This window comes from Micromonospora sp. bgisy143, from assembly GCF_057708145.1.
In genome coordinates this window covers 405,781-427,254 of the sequence record NZ_JBYIRN010000002.1, presented here as the reverse complement: position 1 = coordinate 427,254, position 21,474 = coordinate 405,781, and the positions used below count along the sequence as shown (strand labels likewise).

General features: G+C 71.9%; 19 protein-coding genes and 1 tRNA gene. 9 read left to right on the top strand and 11 right to left on the bottom strand.

What is annotated here, in order from left to right; all coding sequences use genetic code 11:
• Positions 1 to 567: 567 nt before the first annotated feature.
• From AC3EN4_RS04900 to AC3EN4_RS04885, 4 genes are all read left to right on the top strand, one after another.
• Entirely contained in the window at positions 568 to 1,131 is a 564-nt protein-coding gene (locus tag AC3EN4_RS04900; protein ID WP_435204719.1) for a hypothetical protein, read from the top strand.
• Between the two features lie 413 nt (positions 1,132 to 1,544).
• Positions 1,545 to 2,171 carry a hypothetical protein gene (locus tag AC3EN4_RS04895; RefSeq protein ID WP_435204718.1) on the top strand — a complete coding sequence of 209 codons (627 nt, stop codon included), beginning with the start codon at positions 1,545 to 1,547 and terminating at the stop codon, positions 2,169 to 2,171.
• A gap of 155 nt (positions 2,172 to 2,326) precedes the next feature.
• On the top strand, positions 2,327 to 2,788 hold the full coding sequence (locus tag AC3EN4_RS04890; protein WP_435204717.1) for a hypothetical protein: 462 nt from the start codon (positions 2,327 to 2,329) through the stop codon (positions 2,786 to 2,788).
• Positions 2,789 to 2,832: 44 nt separating this feature from the next.
• Positions 2,833 to 3,780, top strand: coding sequence for a hypothetical protein (locus AC3EN4_RS04885; protein ID WP_435204716.1), 948 nt, complete (start codon positions 2,833 to 2,835; stop codon positions 3,778 to 3,780).
• 15 nt (positions 3,781 to 3,795) lie between these two features.
• On the opposite strand, the gene mdlC is transcribed toward AC3EN4_RS04885, so the two are convergent.
• Positions 3,796 to 5,391, bottom strand: coding sequence for a benzoylformate decarboxylase (gene mdlC, locus AC3EN4_RS04880; protein ID WP_435204715.1), 1,596 nt, complete (start codon positions 5,389 to 5,391; stop codon positions 3,796 to 3,798).
• A gap of 123 nt (positions 5,392 to 5,514) precedes the next feature.
• Positions 5,515 to 6,315 (bottom strand): S-methyl-5'-thioadenosine phosphorylase, encoded by an 801-nt coding sequence (locus AC3EN4_RS04875; protein WP_435204714.1) that lies wholly within the window; start codon positions 6,313 to 6,315, stop codon positions 5,515 to 5,517.
• A gap of 172 nt (positions 6,316 to 6,487) precedes the next feature.
• Between AC3EN4_RS04875 and AC3EN4_RS04870 the strand changes: the two genes are divergently transcribed.
• Both AC3EN4_RS04870 and AC3EN4_RS04865 read left to right on the top strand, forming a co-directional pair.
• Complete coding sequence (locus tag AC3EN4_RS04870; RefSeq protein WP_234583082.1) at positions 6,488 to 7,078, top strand: YqgE/AlgH family protein; 591 nt, start codon at positions 6,488 to 6,490, stop codon at positions 7,076 to 7,078.
• Positions 7,079 to 7,166: 88 nt separating this feature from the next.
• Positions 7,167 to 7,239: transfer RNA gene (locus AC3EN4_RS04865), tRNA-Ala, on the top strand.
• 15 nt (positions 7,240 to 7,254) lie between these two features.
• Here the strand turns inward: AC3EN4_RS04865 and AC3EN4_RS04860 are convergent.
• From AC3EN4_RS04860 to AC3EN4_RS04830, 7 genes are all read right to left on the bottom strand, one after another.
• The gene (locus AC3EN4_RS04860; RefSeq protein WP_435204713.1) at positions 7,255 to 8,535 is read right to left on the bottom strand and encodes a sensor histidine kinase; all 1,281 of its coding nucleotides are present in this window, start codon (positions 8,533 to 8,535) and stop codon (positions 7,255 to 7,257) included.
• Positions 8,532 to 9,188 carry a response regulator transcription factor gene (locus tag AC3EN4_RS04855; protein ID WP_435204711.1) on the bottom strand — a complete coding sequence of 219 codons (657 nt, stop codon included), beginning with the start codon at positions 9,186 to 9,188 and terminating at the stop codon, positions 8,532 to 8,534. The genes AC3EN4_RS04860 and AC3EN4_RS04855 overlap by 4 nt, the downstream gene beginning before the upstream one ends.
• A 71-nt stretch (positions 9,189 to 9,259) precedes the next feature.
• Entirely contained in the window at positions 9,260 to 10,519 is a 1,260-nt protein-coding gene (locus tag AC3EN4_RS04850) for a cation:proton antiporter (protein WP_435204710.1), read from the bottom strand.
• The gene (locus tag AC3EN4_RS04845) at positions 10,516 to 11,769 is read right to left on the bottom strand and encodes a cytochrome P450 (RefSeq protein WP_435204709.1); all 1,254 of its coding nucleotides are present in this window, start codon (positions 11,767 to 11,769) and stop codon (positions 10,516 to 10,518) included. Before AC3EN4_RS04845 ends, AC3EN4_RS04850 begins: the two co-directional genes overlap by 4 nt.
• Positions 11,766 to 12,755, bottom strand: coding sequence for an alpha-hydroxy acid oxidase (locus AC3EN4_RS04840; protein WP_435204708.1), 990 nt, complete (start codon positions 12,753 to 12,755; stop codon positions 11,766 to 11,768). Before AC3EN4_RS04840 ends, AC3EN4_RS04845 begins: the two co-directional genes overlap by 4 nt.
• A 1-nt stretch (position 12,756) precedes the next feature.
• Positions 12,757 to 14,319: an FAD-dependent oxidoreductase gene (locus tag AC3EN4_RS04835; protein ID WP_435204859.1), complete on the bottom strand. Its 1,563-nt coding sequence runs from the start codon at positions 14,317 to 14,319 to the stop codon at positions 12,757 to 12,759.
• Positions 14,312 to 15,829: an aromatic amino acid ammonia-lyase gene (locus AC3EN4_RS04830; protein ID WP_435204706.1), complete on the bottom strand. Its 1,518-nt coding sequence runs from the start codon at positions 15,827 to 15,829 to the stop codon at positions 14,312 to 14,314. Before AC3EN4_RS04830 ends, AC3EN4_RS04835 begins: the two co-directional genes overlap by 8 nt.
• 63 nt (positions 15,830 to 15,892) lie before the next feature.
• Between AC3EN4_RS04830 and AC3EN4_RS04825 the strand changes: the two genes are divergently transcribed.
• Both AC3EN4_RS04825 and AC3EN4_RS04820 read left to right on the top strand, forming a co-directional pair.
• Positions 15,893 to 17,431, top strand: a complete 1,539-nt coding sequence (locus AC3EN4_RS04825) for an NAD(P)-binding domain-containing protein (RefSeq protein ID WP_435204705.1) — start codon at positions 15,893 to 15,895, stop codon at positions 17,429 to 17,431.
• Positions 17,421 to 18,803, top strand: coding sequence for a class I adenylate-forming enzyme family protein (locus tag AC3EN4_RS04820; protein WP_435204704.1), 1,383 nt, complete (start codon positions 17,421 to 17,423; stop codon positions 18,801 to 18,803). Before AC3EN4_RS04825 ends, AC3EN4_RS04820 begins: the two co-directional genes overlap by 11 nt.
• Positions 18,804 to 18,853: 50 nt before the next feature.
• On the opposite strand, the gene AC3EN4_RS04815 is transcribed toward AC3EN4_RS04820, so the two are convergent.
• Together AC3EN4_RS04815 and AC3EN4_RS04810 are read right to left on the bottom strand one after the other, a co-directional pair.
• A complete protein-coding gene (locus tag AC3EN4_RS04815; RefSeq protein ID WP_435204703.1) occupies positions 18,854 to 20,152 on the bottom strand; it encodes a hypothetical protein in 1,299 nt (432 codons plus the stop codon).
• Between the two features lie 150 nt (positions 20,153 to 20,302).
• Positions 20,303 to 20,425 (bottom strand): 50S ribosomal protein L36, encoded by a 123-nt coding sequence (locus tag AC3EN4_RS04810; protein WP_435204702.1) that lies wholly within the window; start codon positions 20,423 to 20,425, stop codon positions 20,303 to 20,305.
• 137 nt (positions 20,426 to 20,562) lie between these two features.
• Here AC3EN4_RS04810 and AC3EN4_RS04805 point away from each other — a divergent pair, with 137 nt between their 5' ends.
• Positions 20,563 to 21,453 (top strand): lytic polysaccharide monooxygenase auxiliary activity family 9 protein, encoded by an 891-nt coding sequence (locus tag AC3EN4_RS04805; RefSeq protein WP_435204701.1) that lies wholly within the window; start codon positions 20,563 to 20,565, stop codon positions 21,451 to 21,453.
• Positions 21,454 to 21,474: the final 21 nt, after the last annotated feature.

Below are 21,474 nucleotides of genomic sequence, written 5' to 3'. Positions count from 1 at the left end.
GTGCCGCGCGCTGTGGTGCGGCGCCGTGCGATGTCGTGATCGACACGAGTTCGCCGACATGGGGCCATTGACCACTCCCTGATACCCCCAGTGCGGCGAACTCGAGTCGATCACCGCGCGGTTCGTGCCTCGGCTGGGCGTGATGTCCGCTCTGGGGCGTTCGTGGTGGCGGGCGGCACCCGTGGGCGGGAAGCGTGGCGGGCCGTGGGCCGTTACATACCCCGACGATCGCAGGAGCACGGGTCAGCGGCCCGCGCGGCCGCCCGCCTGCGGGAATGGCTCCGGCCGCCAAGTCGTTACACCCGGACCGGCCGCCACGGGGCCGCAGGCCGCCAAAGCCCCCGGGAATGACCCCGGCCAGCCGGTCGTTACACACGAACCGCCATGGGCCGCCCCGTGCGGGAATGGCCCCGGTCGTCGGGTCGTTGAACCCGGTCCGCGGCGCCCGAGCCCCCGCTCGCCGGCCGCCGCCCCCCAGACTTTGCAAGCGCCCGGACGAGGTGCTGAACACCCCCGCATCCCCCTGAAACGCGTGGGTGTTTCCTACCCCCGAAGGAGCAACCCCTGATGAACACGATCTTCCGCAAGAGCATGCTGTCTGTTGCTGGTCTCGCGTTCGCCGGAGGCGTCTTCGCCGGCCCCATCGCCGCCCACGCCGCCACCCCGGCCGCCGACGCCAAGCCCGCCGCCGCCGTGCAGACCACTGCGCCGAAGCCGCAGGGCGACCAGTCGCACATCGACCTGAACGACGAGCAGACCGCCAACGCCAAGGCCATCATCGCCGCCACCAAGAAGGCCGGCCTGCCCGAGCGGGCGGCGGTCATCTCGATCGCGACGAGCCTGCAGGAGTCCAAGCTGGAGAACCTCGGCCACCTCGGCGACGCCAACGACCACGACTCGCTGGGCCTGTTCCAGCAGCGCCCGTCCAGTGGTTGGGGTACGCCGGAGCAGATCACCAACCCCGAGTACTCCACGACGGCGTTCCTCAAGGGCCTCAAGCAGGTCGACGGCTGGCAGGACATGCCCCTGACCGACGCCGCGCAGACCGTGCAGGTCTCCGCCTACCCGGACGCGTACGCCCAGTGGGAGCAGCAGGCCACCGACCTGGTCGGCCAGTACTGGAACAGCTGACACCAACACCGATGGCCGGCACCCGACAACGGGTGCCGGCCATCGGCGCATTTCCAGACCCTCGGTCATTTTCTGTTTGGCAGCTGACCCTCGGGCATCACGCTTATCGGAGGGGCGGCCCCGGGGGCGGGGCCACCGCCAAAGACGTGATGCCTGTAGGTCATCAAGATGACGCAGAGGCATCACGCTCATTGGGGTGGTGTCGGCTGATGGCGTGCGGTGGCTTCGAGGGCGGGCGCGCCGTGAGAGGTGGTGATGCCCGTGGGCGGAGCGGTTGATCCGCTGCACTTCGCTGATGTGGGGGCATCCCGACGTCCGGATACGCCTACCTCGGCGAGCTGGCGTCGATCAGCGCGCTCCGACGCGACGCCGCCGGGTAAGCCGCTGCCTACGTCGCCGCCTACGCTGCGGCTGTGGCGAACCAGGGACTGCGTCTGTCGGTCGGCGCGTCAGCCGGTCAACGCACGCTCGCGATGGTGACGGGCGTGCTCGTCGCGGCGGTCGGTGCGGCATTCGTGCTGGGGCCCGTGCTCGCCGGCGGGCTGATTCGTCGCCTCACCGGCCCCGGGGACGGGTTCGCCACCTATGAGGAGGCCCGCGATCTGCCGCCCGGCATGCTGCCGCCCGCGCTGCGGGAGTCCGGAGGCGGGTCGGGGCGGGGACTGTTCCTCGGGCTGTGTGGGCTCCCGTTCGTCCTGCTCGGTGTCTACCTGGTGCTGCGGGTGCTGCGGACGGCCGCGTGGTTGGACGGGAGCCGGGTGCACCTGCGAGGCGCGCTGCGCAGCCGCACCGTCGATCTCGCCACCGCCCGGATCGACCCCGAGTCGTACCGCGGAACGGAGGGTGGCCCGCCCGCCGTCGTCGTCCACGATCGGGTCAGCGGGCAGCGGGCCACGATCCCGCTTCGGGGCATGGGTCTGCCGGTCCTGCCGCCGTCCGAGCTGCGCGCGCTGGCCGACGCGTTTGTCGCGGGTGGGCCCGAGGTCACACCCGACGCTCGCGCCGTCGCCGCCCACCTGCGCCGACTGGCGGACGCCTGAGCGGCCCGTCGGAGCGCACGTCGCCAGGGCCCGCTGAGGCCGGAGTAGACGGCTGTGACGCCTGGGGCAGATGAGCACCAACAGCCCCCTGGACAGGGCGAACGGGCATCGTTCACCATCACGGTATGGGGTAGCGGCGCGGTGCGGGAGGTGCCATGGTCACCGGTGGAGTCCAGCAGCCGTCGGGCGCGACCCGTCCGCATCCGTCCGGGCCGCTTTCCACCGGGCTCGCCGCCGACCTGCACGCCCTGGCCCGGGCCGTCGCTGTCACGGCAGCCGAGCCGCGGTGGCGCGAGACGGTGCTGCTGCGCCTGCGTCCGGTCGGGCAGGGGTTCGCCGAGCACGTGCGGGTCACCGAGGGGCCGGCCGGCCTCTACCGGGAACTGCTCACCCACTCGCCCCGCCTCGACCACGGTATCCGGTCGCTGACCCGGGAACACGCCGCGATCGTCGCCGCGATCCTGGCCGTGCAGCGGGTCGCGGAACGGCCCGAGGCCGGCTCGGACGAGCTACGCCACCGCGCGGGGCACCTGCTGCGGGCGCTCGCCCGGCACCGGCGGCGGGGCGCGAACCTGCTCTGGCAGGCGTACCAGACGGATCTGGGTGGGGAGACCTGAGTCGACGGCGGAACCCCCGGGCCGCCGGCACCGTCGAACCTGGCATGCGTCGACCGGTCCTGTTGCTCGTCCTGCCCCTGCTGTCCATGGTGGCCTGCGCCGCGCCCGTCGCCGACTCCGGCGTCGGTCCCACCGCGTCGACCCCCCGTGCGTTCGACGACCGGGCCGCCGCGGTCGCCGCGGCCTGGCGGCCCGGTCCCGGTTGGCACGACGGGTACGTCCCCCTCCAGGGACCGACCGTGCTCACCGGCGACCCGCGGTTCACCCCGGACACCGAGACGGCCTTTCGTGCCGGCTGGTACCGCGCGCAGGTCGCCATCCCGTCGACAGCTGTCAGTGGCGAGGTCCGCTTCCCGGACGGCCGGTTGACGCTGCCGCTGATCACCGCCGCGGAGGCGTACCGCCAGCTCGACCAGGGTGACCCGCTGCCCTGCCCGGGTCGGCCGAAGCGACCCGGACTGCCGACCCCCGGCGATCCCACCGTCGAGCCCGGGCCGGACGGCTGGGCCACCAGCACGACGCAGACGGCCTGTCTGCCGCTGACCGTCACCGGGGTGACGCTCGGCGCCGTGCCGGTCCGGACGAGTCGAGGCGAGGCGCAGGTCCCGGCCTGGTTGTTCACGGTCGAGGAACTGGCCACGCCGGTGGCCCAGCTCGCCGTCGCGCCGACCGCTGTCACACCGGTCCCCTCGGTGGCCCCGCCGACGCAGCCGCCACCGGACGGCGTGGTCGCGGCACAGGACCTCGCGGCGGTGGACGGCGCGCGGTTGACCGTCCGACTGGGCGTCGGCTCCTGCGACACCGGCATCACCCCGCTGGTGTCGGAACGGCCCGACGCGGTGGTGGTCGGTGGCACGGTCGTCCGGTCCACCGGCGTCTGCAACGCCATGCTCAAGCTGGAACCGGTCGTCGTCACCCTGACCGAGCCGCTGGGGGCGCGGCCGGTGCTGGACGTGGTCAGCGGCGCCCCGCTGACGCTCGCCCCACGGTGACCGCCGGGCGCCTGGTCAGAGGATGGTCGGCACGTCGGTGCTGATCGGCACCGGCAGCACCGTGGGGCCGGTGGCGCGCAGCCCGGCCGCGAGGGCCGCGCCGAGTTCGTCGGGAGTCCGCACCACCTCGGTCGCACAGCCGTAGCCGGCCGCGATCGCCGTGACGTCCAGTCCCGGCAGGTCCAGCCCGGGCACGCCAGGGGTGTCCTTCAGCTCGGCGAACGCCTTGAGGATCGCGTACTGCTGGTTGATCGGGACGACGACCACGACGGGTAGCGACAGGCGCGCGGCGGTCCAGAGCGCCTGTACGGAGTAGTGGAACGAGCCGTCGCCGATCACCGCGACCACCGGCCGGCCGCGCCCGGTGTCGCGCTCGGCCAGCGCCACGCCGATCGCGGCCGGCAGGCCGTAGCCGAGGCCGCCGCTGGCCATCGTGAAGTACGACGCGGGTCGGGTGATGCGCAGGTTGCGGCGCAGCGCGGCCAGGTTGGACGGTGACTCCTGGACCAGTACGCCGTCGGCCGGCCAGTGCGCGGCCAGCGCGGCGAACATCGCGTCGGCGCTCAGCGGCGCGGTGATCTCCGGCGGCGTCGGGGCGGCCCGGGGCGCGGGCGGCTGCCGGTCGGCGGCCGGGACCAGGTCGAGCAGGGCGGCCAGGGCCAGTCCGGGGTCGGCGAGCAGGCTGTCGCCGACCGGGGCTCGGGCGGCCTCGTCCGGGTCGTCCGTGACGTGCAGCAGTCGGGCGCCCTCGGGCAGGTGGTCGCCCGGTACGTGCGGGTAGTAGCGGAACACCGGCGCGCCGACGACCAGGACGGTGTCGTGCCCGTGCAGCGCCTCGGCGAGCGGGCCGATGGCGAACGGCAGGACCCCCCGGAACTGCGGGTGGTCCTCCGGGAACACGGCCCGCTCCGGTGCCGGGGCCGACCAGACCGGTGCGGCCAGTCGCTCGGCCAGCGCGACGGCCGTCGACCAGCTCTCGGAACGGTCCACGCCGGGTCCGAACACCAGGACCGGGTCGCGGCTGTCGGCCAGCGCCCGGGCGAACATCGCCAACCGCTGCGGGTCCGGCGCGAAGCGGGTCGCCACCGAACGCGGCGCGGGCGGCGACTCGGCGGGCTGGGCCCAGTCGTCCATCGGCAGGGAGAGGAAGACCGGCCCGACCGGGGGCTGTACGGCGGTCGCGTACGCCCGCAGCAGCGCCGCCGGGATGTCCTGCGCGCGGACCGGCTCGTAGCTCCACTTGACGTACGGCTCGGGCAGTTCGACGGCCCGGCGGTTGGTCAGGCGGGGTTCCAGCAGCAGCATCTCCCGGGTCTGTTGACCGGCGGTGACGATCAGTGGCGTCTTGTTGTGCCAGGCGGTCACCAGGTTGCCCATGCCGTTGCCCAGGCCCGGCGCGGTGTGCAGGTTGACGTGTGCGGGACGGCCGGCGGCCTGGGCGTACCCGTCGGCCATCGCCACAGCCGTGGCCTCGTGCAGCGCGTGGACGTAGTGGAAGTCGGCCGGGAAGTCCCGCAGGAACGGCTCCTCGGTGGAGCCGGGGTTGCCGAAGACGGTGGTCATGCCCAGGGTGCGGAGCACGTCGTACGTCGCGTCCCGGACCGTTGCCATCGTCGCCTGCCTCCGCTCGCGCGCAGGGGCGACCGTGGGCCGCCCTCCCGATCAGCCGAATCTATCGGGATGTGACAGACGTTTCGGGCTTTTCCGGCGTCCGGGGAGGTCGTCCGAGAGCGCTCAGGGGAGCGCGAAGGGCAGTTTGATGCCGTCCAACGCCCGACCACACGCGCAGTCCTGCTCGGCGGGGAGCGCGGCCAGCGCGTCCAACAGCACGTCCCGCAGTCGGTCGGTGTTGGCCGCGAACACCCGGAACACCTCGTCCTGGGTCACCGTCTCGCCCGCCTGCACCCCGGCGTCCAGGTCGGTGATCAGCGCGATGGAGGAGTAGCAGAGCGCCATCTCCCGGGCGAGCACCGCCTCCGGGTGGCCAGTCATGTTCACGACAGTGCCCCCGATCGAGGCGTACCAGCGCGACTCGGCACGGGTGGAGAACCGGGGCCCCTCGACCACCACCACCGTCCCGCCGTCCACTGCCGTGACGTCCCGCCCGGCCGCCGCGGTGAGCAGGGCGTGCCGGCCCTTCGGGCAGTACGGGTCGGCGAACGGCACGTGCACCGCGCCCTCGTCGTAGTAGGTCTGCACCCGACCGTTGGTGCGGTCGACGAGCTGGTCCGGCACCACGAACGTGCCCGGACCCAGCTCCGGCCGCAGCCCACCGACCGCGCAGGGCGCCAACACCTGGCGTACGCCGAGCGAGCGTAGCGCCCACATGTTGGCCCGGTACGGGATCCGGTGCGGCGGATACCGGTGGTCGGATCCGTGCCGGGGCAGGAACGCGACCCGTCGCCCGGCCACCTCCGCGATGGTCACCGCGTCCGACGGTGGACCGTAAGGGGTGCCCAGCTCATGGGGGGTGCCGTCGAGGAGCGCGTACAGACCCGAGCCGCCGATCACCGCGAGGTCTGCCGTCGGTGTCATGGAACCTCCGTCGCAACTGTCCGATCACCCGCCGCTCAGACCTTAGCCAGCGCCCGGGACGCAGGCTATGGTGCCAGGCATGGCGTTGACAGCGCGGCTGACACCGATGCACCGTGCGGAGGCGGCGGATGACGGATCCCGGGTGCGGGCTCACGGCTGACGGGTAGGTGGGATGCAGGGAGAGGGCCAGGCGATCGGCGGACGAGCGATGGAGTCGATGACCGGGCGGCTGCTGGTCGCGACTCCGGCGCTCAAGGACCCGAACTTCGACCGTACGGTGGTGCTGCTGGTCGCCCACGAACCGGGCGGCGCGCTCGGTGTCGTCCTGAACCGGGCGACCGAGGTGCCGGTGGCCGAGGTGCTGGGCGACTGGAGTGACCTGGCGCGCCACCCGGCGGTGCTCTTCGAGGGCGGCCCGGTGCAACCCGACTCGGCGATCTGCCTGGCCCGGATGCGGCAACCACTACGGCGGCTCAAGGGCTTCCACCAGGTGTCCGGGGCGGTCGGCACGATCGATCTCTCCGTCGACCCGGAGAAGCTGCGGGAGAGCATCGGCGGTATCCGGGTGTTCGCCGGCTACTCCGGCTGGGGCAGCGGCCAGTTGGAGCAGGAGATCGCCGATGGGTCCTGGTTCCTGCTGGACGCCCTGCCCGGCGACGCCTTCGTCGACCGCCCGGACGACCTGTGGCCGATGGTGCTGCGCCGGCAGGGCGGGATGATGGCCGCCGTCGCCCACTTCCCGCCGGACGTGGCGCTGAACTGACCCGGTCGGGTGGGGACCCCCGCGAGATGACCATGCTGGCGGGTCTGTGTATAGTTTCCGAGTGCCCGGGCGACCGGGACGACAGCAAGGGGCCGTGGCGCAGCTGGTAGCGCACCACACTGGCAGTGTGGGGGTCAGGGGTTCGAGTCCCCTCGGCTCCACCCTTGTTTTGCAGGTCAGCGGCCTGGTCGGGAATACCGATCGGGCCGCTTTCCTGTTTCGGGTCGGACATCTCGCCCGATCGAGGCGGTCAGGGGAGCCCGAGGCGGCACCGTCGGTAGCCGGACGGTGAAGGTCGCCCCGGCGCCGGGCCTGCTGTCGGTGGAGATCGTCCCGCCGTGGCTGGTGACCACCTCCCTCACCAGGGCCAGGCCCAGACCGAAGCGGCGGTCCGCAGCCCCGGCACCGCGGTGGAAGCGGTCGAAGAGGTGTGCCGCGTCGGCGGGGTCGAAGCCGGCGCCGCTGTCCGTGATCACCAGGTCCGCACCCCGGCGGGAGGTGTGCAGGGCGACGTCGATGCGACCGCCGCTCGGGGTGTGGGTGAGGGCGTTGGCGAGCAGTTCGCCGACCACGCGGCGCAGGGCCGAGGCGATGCCGCAGACGAGAACCGGGGTGTCCGGGACGCTCATGTGCAGCTGGACACCCTGCTCGGCGGCACGGTCGGCCTCGCAGTCGACGGCCTGCGCGGTGAGCAGGGCCAGGTTGACGGGCTCGGAGGGGTGCCGGTCGACCGGGGTGGCGGCGAGGCGGGCGGAGAGCAGCAACTCGTCGACGATTTCACCGAGGCGGCCGGTGGTCTCGATCAGGCGGTCGTAGTCGGCACGGTCGGCACCGGCGCGGCGGGCCAGGATCTGGGCGCGGGTATGGACCTGGGCGATGGGGGTGCGCAACTCGTGGCTGGCGTCGGCGACGAACCGGCGTTGCCGGCCGAGCGCCTCGGCGAGCGGCGCCACGGCTCGGCGGCCCACGGCGATGCCGGTGAGCGCGGCCGCGGCGAGGCCGACGACGGCGGCGAGGAGGAAGGCGGCGAGCAGGTGCCGCCGGTCGGAGAGCTGGAAACGCGCGTCGAACACCGCTTGCACGACTCCCGTGCCGCGGGGCTGGGTGCGGACGTAGTACGTCGTGCCGTTGCGTTCGACCTTGTCGCTGTGGACCTGTCGATCGACGGCCGCCGCGTCGATGGCGGACCGCAGCGGGAAGCCCGGCGGGGGTGGGTTGCGGCCGAGGTCGATGCGGCCGCCGTCGTACAGGATGATCCAACTACAGGCCGGCGGTCCGTTGATGGTGCCGTGGACCACGCCGTAGCTGAGCTCTCGCTCGATCTGTCCCTGCTGGTTGTGCAGCAGGGCGGTGTACGAGATGGCGGCGCCCAGGGCGAGCAGTGCCGTCATGGTGAGTCCGACGAGCAGGCTGACCCGCGTCCTGGCCCGGCGCAGTATGGCGTCCTCGGAGCTCACAGAGTTCCCAGCCGGTAGCCGAGACCGTGGACGGTCCGGATCACCGAGCGGCCGAGCTTGCGACGCAGGTAATAGACGTACGTGTCGACCAGGGACGCCGCGGCCGCCTCGTCGAAGACCCGGCTGCGCAGCTCCGAGCGGGAGTGGACGGCGAGCGGCCGGGCCGCGAGGACCCGGAGCAGCTCGAACTCGCGCGCGGAGAGGGCGATCCGGGTGCCGTCGGGCAGGACGGCGTCGCGCGCGGCGAGGTCGAGCTGGCCCGACCCGAACCGCAGCACCTCGGTGGAGTCGGTGATCCGGCGGCAGAGTGCCCGGACGCGGGCGCTCAGCTCGTCCAGGTCGAAGGGCTTCGTCAGGTAGTCGTCGGCGCCCGCGTCGAGGCCGGCGACCCGGTCCTCGACGGTGCCGAGCGCGGTCAGCAGCAGCGCCCGGGCGGCCACCGCCCGGGATCGCAGCCGGACGACCAGGTCCAGCCCGTCGAGGGCGGGTAGGCGTCGGTCGATCACCATCACGTCGTACGGCCGGGTGAGCCCCAGATGCAGGCCGCGCTGCCCGTCGGGGGCCTGGTCGACGACGTATCCCTCGCCGGTCAGCGTCTCGGCCACCATTCCGCGGAGCTCCGAGTCGTCCTCGACGAGCAGGAGTCGGGTCATGGGTAGATAGTGACACCGACACATCGACATGTCTCTATGTTCCGGAAAACTTGTCGCCTCAAACAAACAATCTACCGGCTCCCGGCGGTCACGAGGGCCGGCGCGGGGACGCGAGTGCGGGCCTCGCGCCGCTCGATCCAGCTCAGCAGCGGCGTCGTCATCAGCGTCGTGACGAGCGCGACCAGCACCAACACCGTGAACAGCGACGGATTCACGATGCCCGCCTCCAGACCCACGTTGAGCGCGATCAGCTGCATCAGACCCCGGGCGTTCATGAGAGCGCCGACGCGTAGTGCGACCCAGTTCGGCTCACCGCGCATCCGGGCCGCGGCCCAGCAGGCGCCGTACTTGCCGACGATCGCCACCGTCACACAGGCGGCGGCGAATCCCAGTACGGCCGGATCGCCCAACAGCGCGAACTCGGTCCGCAGCCCGGAGTAGGTGAAGAACAGCGGCAGGAACACCGTCGCGGCGATCGGCGACAACGTGTCGACCACCTTGTCGGTCTGTTCGGAGTGCGGCATCACCACGCCGACCGCGAAGGCGCCGAAGACCGCGTAGAGCCCGATCTCGTCGGTGTACCAGGCGACCAGGAAGAGCAGCGCGACCGTGCCGAGCAGCCGCGCACGGTCGCCCGGGAACCCCATCACGTAGCCGGTCACCCGCCGCCCGCCCAGCCACAGCACCACCCCGAACAGCACCGCGCCACCGGCGGTGACCAGGGCCGGGCCGGCGGCGCCCGAGGCGAACGCCAGCACCACCGCCAGCATGATCCACGCGACCATGTCGTCGATCGCCCCGCTGGCCAGGGCGAGCATCCCGTGCCGGGTGCCCGTCTGGCCGCGCTCGGTGATGATCCGGGCAAGCATCGGGAAGGCGGTGATCGCCAGCGCCACGCCGACGAACGCCGCGGACACACCGAGCGACACGTCGTCCGCGCGGATCGGTACGAAGCCCGCCACGCCCAGCACCAGCAGGACGCCCAGCGCCAGCGGCGCGGCGACGCCGGCGAGCGACACCGCTCCCGCCGTGCCGGCGAGGTTGGTCAGCCGGTGGGAGGTGAAGGCGTACCCGGCCTGGAACATGAACAGCACCAGGCCGACCTGGCCGACCACGTACAGGATCGGCAGCAGCGGCGCGGGGAAGAGGGCGGCCTGCGCGTCCGGCCAGAGCAGGCCGAGCAGCGAGGGGCCGAGCAGCACCCCGGCGAGCATCTCGCTCACGACGGGGGGCTGGCCCACCTTGCCGAGGAGCCAGGCGACGAGCTTGCAGAAGAGCAGAATGACCGCGACCGCGATGAAGAACCGCGGGGCGAGTTCGGTGGGCGTCATGAGCCGGCCTCCTCGAAGAATCGGGTGCACAATTTCTGTCGTCGGGCGTCGACGACCATCCACGTCCCGCACACCAGCTGCTTGACCGAGCGGCCCACGTCGAAGAGTCGGTCGCGCTGCCGCATCAGGGCGAGCCGTCCGCGGCCGGGGCCGGGGAGGCCCCGGGGCGTCAGGTACGCCGGACCGCGGCTGGGCAGCGAACGGGTGTGCGCTGCCGAGGAGCTGACCGAGAAGCGCCGCAGCACCTCCCGGGTCGCCGCGCGGAGCTGGACGGGCGCCGAGCCGCGCGCCGGACAGGCCCGGTTGGCGGTCACGCCGTACGGGATGAAGTGGGCGTCCTGTCGACGCAACGACAGCCAGCGGTCCGGGTCGAACTCGTCGTCGGCGGCGGGACCGGTGCGGTGGTAGGCCCGGTAGTTGAAGAGCAGCACCGATCCGGTGCGCAGGACGTGATCTCCCACCGTGATGGGTCCGGAGGTGATCCGGTGCGCGATGCCGAAGAGGGGGTGCACCCGGAGCGCCTCGTCGATGACCCGGTCGAGCGATGAGTCCGACGTGTCCGTGACGTCCCCGGCGCACAGCAGGATGTGCGCCATGGCCTCCGACATCTGCACCACCGCCGTGGTGAAGAACGTGCCGTGCACGTACCAGGCGGTCTCCTGGGCGGTGAACGGTGGCGGCAGCACGACCGGGCACGTCCCCGCCTCGATCCGGTCCAGCAGGTAGCGGGTCAGCCGAAGCCGCCGGGACATGTGCCGCAGACTCATCCCCTTCAGTGCGGTGGCCACGTCGTCCGCGTTCGCCACGATGAGATCGCGGACGTCGCGTGGGCACGGCGCGTCGAACACCACCTCGTACGAGACCTCGGCCCAGATCGGCATCATCAGGTCACGTAGCCGTACGTGGCTGATCCGGTCGGCCGGGAGCGCGTCGAGGATCCGCCGGGTCGCGGCCGTCACCAGCTCCTCGGAGCGCGCGTGCGAGCGGGCGAGCACCCGTCGGGTCGTCCGCGCGACCGTCTTGTACCGCTCGCCAGGCTCGAGGTGCTCCTGGTGCATCTGCGGACCGGGCGCGAGCCAGTACCAGAAGAGGTCCGACAGGCCCGCCCCACGGCTGCGCCCGTCGGCGGCCGGATCGCTGTAGACCCGCTCGAAGTCCTCCGGCCCCACCAGCGGCCCGGGCACCGGGATGCCCTCGGTCCCGTTGACCCGCTCGAAGATCCACTCCCGGAGGTCGACCACGGCCTTCACCGGGTCACCACCAGATCGGGCGTCAGGTCGGCCGGTCGCCGCGCTCCGGTCAGGGCGAGTGCCTCATCCAGCTCGGTGGTGAGTCGTTCGAGAACCTGCCGTACGCCCACCGACCCGCCCGCCGCGAGACCTCGTACCACCGGACGCCCCACCAGCACCGCCCGCGCCCCAAGCGCCAGCGCGATCACCACGTCGCCGCCGCTGCGCACACCTCCGTCGAGCAGCACCGGAAGCCGCCCCTGCACGGCTGCCACCACCGAGGGCAGCGCGTCGAGCGTGGGGACCGCCCCGTCGAGCTGTCGTCCGCCGTGGTTGGACACGATCACGCCGGCGGCGCCGTGCTCGACCGCGAGGCGGGCATCAGCGGGATGCAGGATGCCCTTGAGCAGGATCGGTAGTCCCGTGACACCGCGCAGCCACGCGATCCGATCCCACCCCGCCGTCGCGTCCATCGCGATCGGGCGCACCCGGCCGGCCGCGTCACGCATGTTCTCGCAGGCGTAGCCGGGCGGCAGGTCCGTGAAGCCGTTGCGCAGGTCCCGCTCGCGCCGCCCGAACACCGGGGAGTCCACCGTCACCACCAGCGCCTGGCAGCCCGCCGACTCGGCCCGCTTCACCACGTACTCGGTGAAGTCGAGGTCGGGTTGCGGGTACAGCTGAAACCAGAGCGTGCCGCCCGCCGCCGCGATCTCCTCGACCGGCTGGGTTGCCGCCATGCTCACCACCATCGCCGTGCCGGCCGCCGCGGCCCCCCGCGCGGTGGCCGCCTCGCCGTCGCGGTGCGCGAGCCGATGGAAGGCCGTCGGAGCGACCAGCACCGGTGCGGTGAGGCGGGTGCCGGCCACCTCGGTCCGTAGGTCGCGCTCGCCGGTCGCCCGGAGCACCCGTGGCACGAGCCACCGTCGCGCGAAGGCCTCCTCGTTGGCGGCCAGGGTGCGCTCCCGCCCGGCACCGCCCTCGAAGAAGTCCCGGTGGACGGGGTCCATGTCAGCCCTCGGCACCGGACAGGCAACGGCGGATGAACTCCTCCAGCGGCCGTACGTGGACGTCGGGCCGATCCCACCGGTTCTCCAGGTTCTCGGCGAGGTGGTGCGTGCCGATCACCTTGCCGTCGCGGTGGTGACGGACCACCGGGTGCAGGTACGCCGCGTCGTGCGCCTGCCCGACGGCATCCTGGGCGACCCGGGACACGGTGATGTCGAACGGGTCGACCTGGTCGTGGTCGGGCCCGTACTCCAGCGTGACGACGAAGGCCTGGTCGTACTCGTGGTCGGCGGTGCGCAGGCCGGTCGACACGAAATAGTCCACCGGCACCTCCTCGTGGTAGCGGGCCTCTGCTCCGGCGACGGTGAGCACGTCGGCGAGGAACCCGAACTGCTGCCACAGGGCCGAGCTGCGGTTGACCCGCTCGACGACGGCCGCGGTCATGGCCGCCGGCTCGGCCGCGAGCTTGTTCGACGGCCACTCCGTGGCGTCGTACCGACGGGCGAGGATCCGGTGCAGTGCCCGTACGGCGTAGCGGAAGCCGTGCACGAAACCGCTCGTGGACTTCTTGAAGTCGCGTTCCTGCGAGATCGTTCCGGCGAAGAACAGCCCCGGCACGTTCACCGACTCCCACGCTTCGGTCTGTGCCGGGAACCGGTCCCTGATCGCGAGTCGGGGCCGGGCCGAGGAGTCGAAAATCGAGTCGTCGAACCGGAATCCCGTACACGCCAGCACCCGGTCGTAGTGCAGTTCCTTCACGACCTCGTTCGCCCGGGAGAAGCTGAACGTGACCTTGTAGCCCGTACCGTCGCGCTCGATGCTCTTGATCGTGCCGTCGAGGATCGCGTTCGCCGACTTGAGCTGATAGGTGTCGAGGAAGTTGTTGTTCACCGCGCGCAGGTGCCCGACGTAGTGGGTACGCCACGCCATCCGGACCGAGCTGGGCCCGGCGACGTGGATCAGCGTGGTGGTCTCCATGAGGTTGTCGGCGGTCTCGAAGGCGGAATTGCCCTTGCCGATGATCAGCACCTTCTGGTCGAGGTAGTCGCGTGGCTCGACGCTCATCACGTCGTACCCCTCGGCCAGTTCGAACCCGGGGATGTCCGGCTCGTAGGTCTTCGAGACGCCGGTGGCGACGATCACCGCGCGGGCCTCCCAGCGCTGGTCGCCGGCCTCGACCGTGAACACGTCGTCGTGCTTGGACACCCGGGTCACCCGGGTGCCGTACCTGACCTTGACGCCCGTCTTGGCGGCGAAGTCCGCGAGGTACCGCACCATCACGTCGGCGTCCGGGAAGTACCGCTCGGTGTACTGCGTGAACAGCAGCGCCGGATCGTCGGTGAGCAGGGAGTTCCAGTCGAGCCGCAGATTCAGTTCGGGATCGTCCGTGCCGGTGTGCGGTTTGTTGATCGAAATGAGTGTGCGGTGCCGCGGATAGGTGGCGAAGAAGGCGCCCGGCCCGTCGGCGCCCTCCAGCACCAGATAGTCGCGCGTGCCGTCGGCCTCGAACAGGGCGGCGAGCTGAAGACCGGCCGGACCGGCCCCGATGATCAGGTAATCAAGCATCACGGCGCTCACCGTACGAGTGGGAATTCAGAGATTTTTCAAGTTCTTCCACGATCGCGGCCGCCGTTCGCACGTCCCCGTCCAGCGGCCGGTCCGGGTCGATCGGTGGGATCGCCTCCTCCAGCGCCCGCAGGGCCCGGTCGCAGCCCACCGCCGTGGGCCGGCGCGCCCCCACGTGCACCGCCTGGCGTAGCCCCAGCGCGAGCGAACCGGTGATCAGGCGCAGGAGTTCCGCCTGGTCCAGGGCGCGCAGCGCGGCCTGCGTGCCGAGCGGGATGACGTCCTGGTTGTGCAGGTTGGTGGGGAGGCTCTGGGCGCTCGCGGGTACGGTGTCCCGCCTGATCTCGGTGATGAGCGCCGTCGACGCGAGTTGGACGCCCTGCAGCCCGTGCTGCTGGCCCGGCCCCGCCGCGAGCATCGGCGGCAGTCCGCCGTTGCGGCCCGGATCCACCAGCAGGTCGAGCTGTCGCTCGGCGAGGTTGCCGACCTGGGCGATCACCATGGACAGGACGTCGGCGGCGAAGGCGGCGGGCTGACCGAAGAAGTTGCCGCCGTGCACGACCTTGTCGTCGTCCGGAAAGAACAGCGGATTGTCACTCACCGCGCCGAGGTCGGCCGCCACGACGCCGTCGGCGTAGCGCAGGGCGTCCTCGGCCGCCCCGAGCAACTGCGGCGCGCAGCGGATGCTGTACGGCTCCTGCAGGGGTCTGCTGCCGGACGGCCGCAGGCCGGCGCAGGTCGCCCGCATCGCGGTACCGACGTCGACGGCGCCCCGATGGCCGTAGGCGTCCAGGAGGGCGGGGTCGAGGAACTGCGGATCGCTGCCGAGCAGGTCGGCGAGGAGGCAGCTCAGCGTCTGCACCACCCGGTGCGAGGTGCGGACCCGGTCCAGGGCGAGGGTCAGCGCGGCGGTGGTCAGCGACGTGCCGTTGACGAGCGCGAGCGCGTCCCGGCCGTCGAGCGGCAGCGGCTCCAACCCGGCCTTCGCCAGGGCCTCCGCAGCGGGCATCCGGACGCCGTCCAGATAGGCGTGTCCACGCCCGCGCAGCGCGTTGGCGGCGGCGCCGAGCGGGATCAGGTCACCGCTGGCGCCCACCGAGCCGAGCCGGGGCATCGCCGGCGTGAACGTCGTGCCGAGCATGGCCGCCAGCGCGTCGATCACATGTGGCGAGACCCCGGACGCGCCCCGGGCCAGGGACCAGGCGCGGACCAGCAGGGTCGCGCGTACGACATCCGGGGCGAGGTCGGGTCCCTGACCCGCGCCGAGGTGGGCGAGGGTGTTGTCGGCCTGGTCGCGTTGGTCGGCTCGGCCCGCGTACCCCACTAGCGCCCCGAAGCCGGTGGTGGCGCCGTAGATGGCCCGATCGTCGCCGAGTGCCTTGCCGAGGAACGTCCGGCCGTTCGTCACCCGGCCGCGCACCTCGTCACTGATCACGAGCGTCACCGGCCCGGCCGCGCGGCGCAGGTCGGCGGGGTGCAGCGGTGCTGCCAGATCCACCTGAATCGTCATGGCAGCGGATGCTAGGAACAGTTTCTCAGAGCGCTCTGAAATCGCCTCAGTACATTGCGCCGCATGACGCACGATTGCCTGATCATCGGAGCCGGACCGGCGGGATTGCAGCTCGCGGCCCTGTTGGAGCGCGACGGTCACGACTATGTGGTGCTGGAGGGTGGTCCCCGGCCGGGCATGTTCTTCGAGACCTATCCCCGGCACCGCCAGTTGATCTCGATCAACAAGGTGTGGACCGGCTCGGAGGACCCGGAGTTCAATCTACGGTCGGACTGGAACTCGCTGCTGTCCGACGATCCGGCGCTGCTCTTCAAGAACTACAGCACGCGCTACTTCCCGGCCGCGGACGATCTCGTACGCTATCTCGGCGACTTCGCGCGGGGTCTGCGCGTTCGTTACGACACCCGGGTGACAGCGGTGTCGAAGGCCGGTGACGTGTTCACGGTGCGGGCCGGCGACCAGGTCTTCGAGGCGCGGAGGGTCATCGTCGCCACCGGTGTCTCCCAGCTCTACGTGCCGCCGATCGAGGGCGTGGACCTGGTGGAGCGTTACGACACGGTGAGCGTCGACCCCGCCGATTTCGTCAACCAGCGGGTGTTGATCGTCGGCAAGGGCAACTCGGCATTCGAGACCGCGGACGCGCTGATCGAGACCGCCGCGACGATTCATGTCGCCGGGCCGCACTCCATCAAGCTGGCCTGGCAGACCCATTACGTCGGGCACCTGCGCGCGGTGAACAACAACTTCCTGGACACCTATCAGTTGAAGTCGCAGAACGCCGTCCTGGACGGCACGGTGGAGCGGATCAGTCAGCGGGAGGGCGGCGGTTTCCGGGTGCTCTTCCGGTACGCCCGGACGGTCGAGAATCTGCGGGAACTCGAGTACGACCGGGTCATCCTCTGCACCGGCTTCCGCTTCGACGACTCCCTCTTCGCCGAGTCGGCCCGGCCGGAGTTGGTCATCAACGACCGGTTCCCGGCACAGACGTCGGCCTTCGAGTCGGTGAACGTTCCCGGCCTCTACTTCGCCGGCACCCTCAGCCAGCAGCGGGACTTCAAGAAATCCACGAACGGCTTCATCCACGGCTTCCGCTACGCCACCCGCGCGCTGCACCACATCCTGCGCCAGCGGCACCACGGCGAGCCCTGGCCGTCCCGGCGGATTCCGCTGACGCCGGAGGCGATCGCTGCCTCGATCATCGCCCGGATCAACGTGACCTCGGCGTTGTGGCAGCAGTTCGCCGTGCTCGGCGACGTCATCACCGTCCAGGACGAGGTCGCCCGCTACCGCGAGGAGGTGCCGGTCGCCTACCTACGGGACGCGGAGCCGGACGTGTTCGCGTTCGTGGTCACCCTCGAGTACGGCCCCGACCACGACCATGTCGACCCGTTCGACATCACCGTGCCGCGCCCGGCCGAGAACGACGCGACGGCCGCCCACGACGCCACCTATCTCCACCCCGTGGTGCGGGTGTGGCGCGACGGGCAGGTCGTCGCCGAGCACCACCTGGCGGAGAACCTTGAGAACACCTGGAACCTGCCGACCGTGCACCAACAACCCCTCGAGGTGTTCGTCAAGGGTGTCCTCGCCGATGCCCGCTGACGTCTGGCCGCAGCCCGTCCTCGACCTCCTGGCGAGCGGCGGGGACCGGCCGGTCTTCGAGGACGGGTCGGTCGTCACGACCGCGTCGGAGATGGCGGGCCTCGTCCGGCGCATCGCGGCCGGGCTGCGCTCGTCCGGCGCGGGGCCCGGAGTGGGTGTCACGCTCGACCTGCCGGTCGACGCCATCGCCTTCGCCGCCACGGTTGCCGCCTTCGCCGTGGGGGCGCGGGTGTCCGGGTGGCGTGCCGACCTGAGCCCGACGCAACTGTCCGGCGCCCTCGTGGTCGACCCGGCCCGGCTGGCCTCGTTCGTCGAGCAGCCGGACGACGGGCTGCCACTCGTCGCGGCGGGACGGGCCGAGGATCCCGCACGGATCATCTGGACCAGTGGGAGCACCGGAACTCCGAAGGGTGTGGTGCAGACGTACGCGGCCATGTCGGCGTCCTGGGTCCCCTATCCGGACCGGTGGCCGCCAGCCATCGCCGAACTGGCCACCCGGATGCAGCGTTACCTGGTCTTCGGATCGCTGGCCAGTCAGGTGATGCTGGAGTACGGCATCCTCGCCCTCGTGGCGGGCGGCACCCTCGTCGTGGCGCCCCGGCCGGTCTTCCCGGACGCCCTGGTCGAGCACCGGGCCACGGCGAGCGTGATCACGGTCGGCAAGCTGTACCAACTGATTCGGGACCAGCGCTCCCACCCGGTGGACCTGCGGCACCTGCGGGCGCTGATGGTCTCCGGGTCGCCACTTGCGCCGGGCCGCCTGGCGGAGGCGCTCGACGTGCTGGGTCCGGTGCTCTTCCACGGCTACGGGCAGACCGAGACGTCGATGATCTCGATGGTGACCCCCGCCGAGATGCTGGCCGACCCCGCCACGCTCGCCACCGTCGGTCGTCCGGCCGTCGAGGTCTCCCTTCGCGACGGCGAGATCTACGCCCGCACACCCACGCAGGCGTCGTCGTACTGGCAGGACCCGGACGAGTCGGCCGAGGTGTTCGTGGACGGCTGGGTGCGGACCCGTGACCTGGGGGAGTTCGACGCCAACGGTTACCTGCGGCTGCTCGGGCGCACCCGGGACGTAATCATCGTCAACGCGCAGTTGGTCCACGTCGGGGTGGTGGAGCGGGCACTCGCCACCGACCCCGCGATCGCCGAGGCGTACGTCGTCGGGGATTCGGACGAGATGACCGGCGAGGCCGTGCACGCGTTCGTGGTGCCGGCGGCCGACCGGACGCCCGATCCGGACCTGTTGCGCAAGCTCGTGGCCGTGCAGGTGGGCGAGCTGGCGGTGCCCCGCACCGTCACGGTCATCGACCGGGTCCCACTCGCGGCCAGCGGCAAACCCGACAAGAGTCGACTTCGACGGCTGCGATAGCGAGACGCCCGGACCGGGGGACCGGTCCGGGCGTCGCACCGTCTGCCGGGCTACTGACCGTAGCGCGCCCGGATGTCGTACTCGTAGGAGGCCTTCTGCCAGATCACCGAGAAGCGGCCCGTCGGGCTGGACGCCGGCTGCGCGTACCGCCCGTCCGGGGTGATGGTCTCGTCCGCCCCGACCGTGCCGTCCGAGCCGATCGTCCGGGCGTGCACCTGAGTGGTCGAGAAGTCCGGGCTGGGTGCCTGCCAGGTGACCAGGCCGTCGCCGTCGTCGTCCAGGGTGATCTTCGGCCAGTCGCCGACGCCGAGCCGGGTGACCGTGCCGAGCACGCCGGTGGAGGAGATCGAGCGGGCGAAGACCTGCGTGCCGTCGGGCGTCCAGCGGCCCCAGGTCAGCACCGCGTCGCCGTCCTGGTCCCCGGCGAGCTCGTCGAAGAGGCTCAGCTCGTGGGCGGCCGGCGAGACGCTGAGGACGCCGCCCAGCGTGTCGGTCTGGCTGAGGTGCCGCACGCGCAGGCGCGGCGGCTCGCCCGCCTTCGACCACCGGTAGCTGATCACCGCGTCGCCGTCCCGGTCAACGGCGAGCGAGATACTGGCGTACCGCACGTCGGTGGCGCGCCCGGCGATGACGCGCAGCGGCCCGACCCCCTCCGGGCGCACGCGGCGCGCGACCACCCGCTCGTAGCTCTCCGTCCAGGCGACGACGGCGGTCCCGGTGCGGTCGATGCCCACCACCGGCTGGTCCACGCCGACACCGAGGGTCAGCTCCGGGCCGAGGGAACTGTCCGCGCCGAAGTAGCGGGCCTTCGTCGTGTACGTGCCATCGCGGATCTCGGTCCAGGTGACCAGCGCCAGTCCCGACGGGTCGACGGCGACGGCCGGACTGGCCCCGTACCAGGTTGCGATCATCTGGAGCGGACCCAGTTCGCCGCTGGCGGACACCCGCCGGCCGGCCACGAGGCCGTCCTGTGTCCACACCACCGCCGAGTCACCGTCGTCGTCGGACGCGACCTTGGGCCAGAAGGCGGACGGGCCGAGCGGCGAGAGCGTCTGGACCGGGCCGGCTGTGCCGTCGACCGAGACGAGCTGTGCCTGCACCTGGTCGTTGCAGCTGCTCGCGTTGTTGTCGCAGCCAGCCCAGGCGAGCAGCGAGTCGCCCTGCCGGTCAACCGCCACGAAGGGCTGGTCCAGCCCACTCCAGCCCTCCTCCGAGACCACCTGGATCGGCGACCAGGTGGCCGCCCACGCGGGTGCCGGAACGGCGGCCAGCACGGCCAGCGCTCCGACCAGACCGGCGGCGAGCCGACGCGTACGCCGTCGGCTGGCTGTTCTCTCTGTTCCGTGCACCGTCGCCCCCTCGATCGATGAACATGCTTGATCAAGGGGCATGATGCCATCGACCGGACCGCTCCGCGCGGCGAGAACCGAGACGCGAAACGCCCCGACCGGATGATCCCGGTCGGGGCGTTGTCGATGATATGTCCGGTATGGGGTTGGTCAGCCCTGGCGGCTCTTCCACTGCGGGTTCGCGCGGTTCACCACGACCACCCGGCCGCGACGACGGACCACCACCGAAGCGGGCTTCTGCTTGAGCGCACGCAACGAGCTACGTACCTTCATGTCTGCCTCCTCGGCCTGGGGGTCTGGCCTCTATCGGTACCGGTTATCGGAACGCCGGGGACCGCCCCGCGATTCCCGGCCTCCCGGCGTCGAACCTTTGACCTCCCGCGTCCGTACCAGTGGCGGGAGGTCAAGCCATGCGCGTGCGTCGGATGCTCGTCGTGGTGCTGGTCGCTGTGGCGGCGGCACCGCTGGGCGCGGTGCCCGCAGGGGCGCACGGCGCCCCCACCGACCCGGTCAGCCGGGCGGCGGCCTGCGGGCCCGAGGGCCGGTACGCGTCCACCGACGCCTGCCGGGCGGCCGTGGCGGCCGGCGCGGCGGTGCGGGAATGGGACAACGTACGCGTCGCGGCCATCAACGGTCGGGACCGGGAACGGATCCCGGACGGCGAGCTGTGCAGTGGGGGACTCTCCGCGTACCGGGGGCTGGACCTGCCCCGGACCGACTGGCCGAGCACCCGGTTGACCACCGGCGCGACGTTCACCTTCCGATACCGGACCACCATCGAGCACCGGGGCACCTTCCGGCTCTACGTCACCACGCCCGACTACGACCCGCGTAAGCGGCTGACCTGGGCGGATCTGGAGCCGCGTCCGTTCCTGACCCGGACCGACCCGCCGGTGCGGGCCGGCGCGTACCAGTTGGCCGGACGACTGCCGACGGGCCGCACCGGCCGGCACCTGATCTACACGATCTGGCAGAACTCCAACACCCCGGACACCTACTACTCCTGCTCGGACGTGGTCTTCGCCGCCCCGGGCGGGACCGGGACGCGCGCGTCGGCGCGTACCCCCGCGAGCCGGCCGGTCGCCACCGAGTCGGCGGTGGCGGCGGCGGCCGACCCGGGCGTGCCGGTGGCGTCGGTGCGCGACCTCGACGGCCGGTGGCCGGTCCTGGCCGGCGTCGCCGTGGTGCTGGTCGTGGCGGTGCTGGTCGGCGTGGGTCGGCGGCGGCGCGACACCGTCGCCCCGACGGGACCACGGTGCGAGGTGCGCAACCACCGGGCGGGGCGGCGCCGGATCTGGTGACCCGGCCCGCCCGCGATCCGA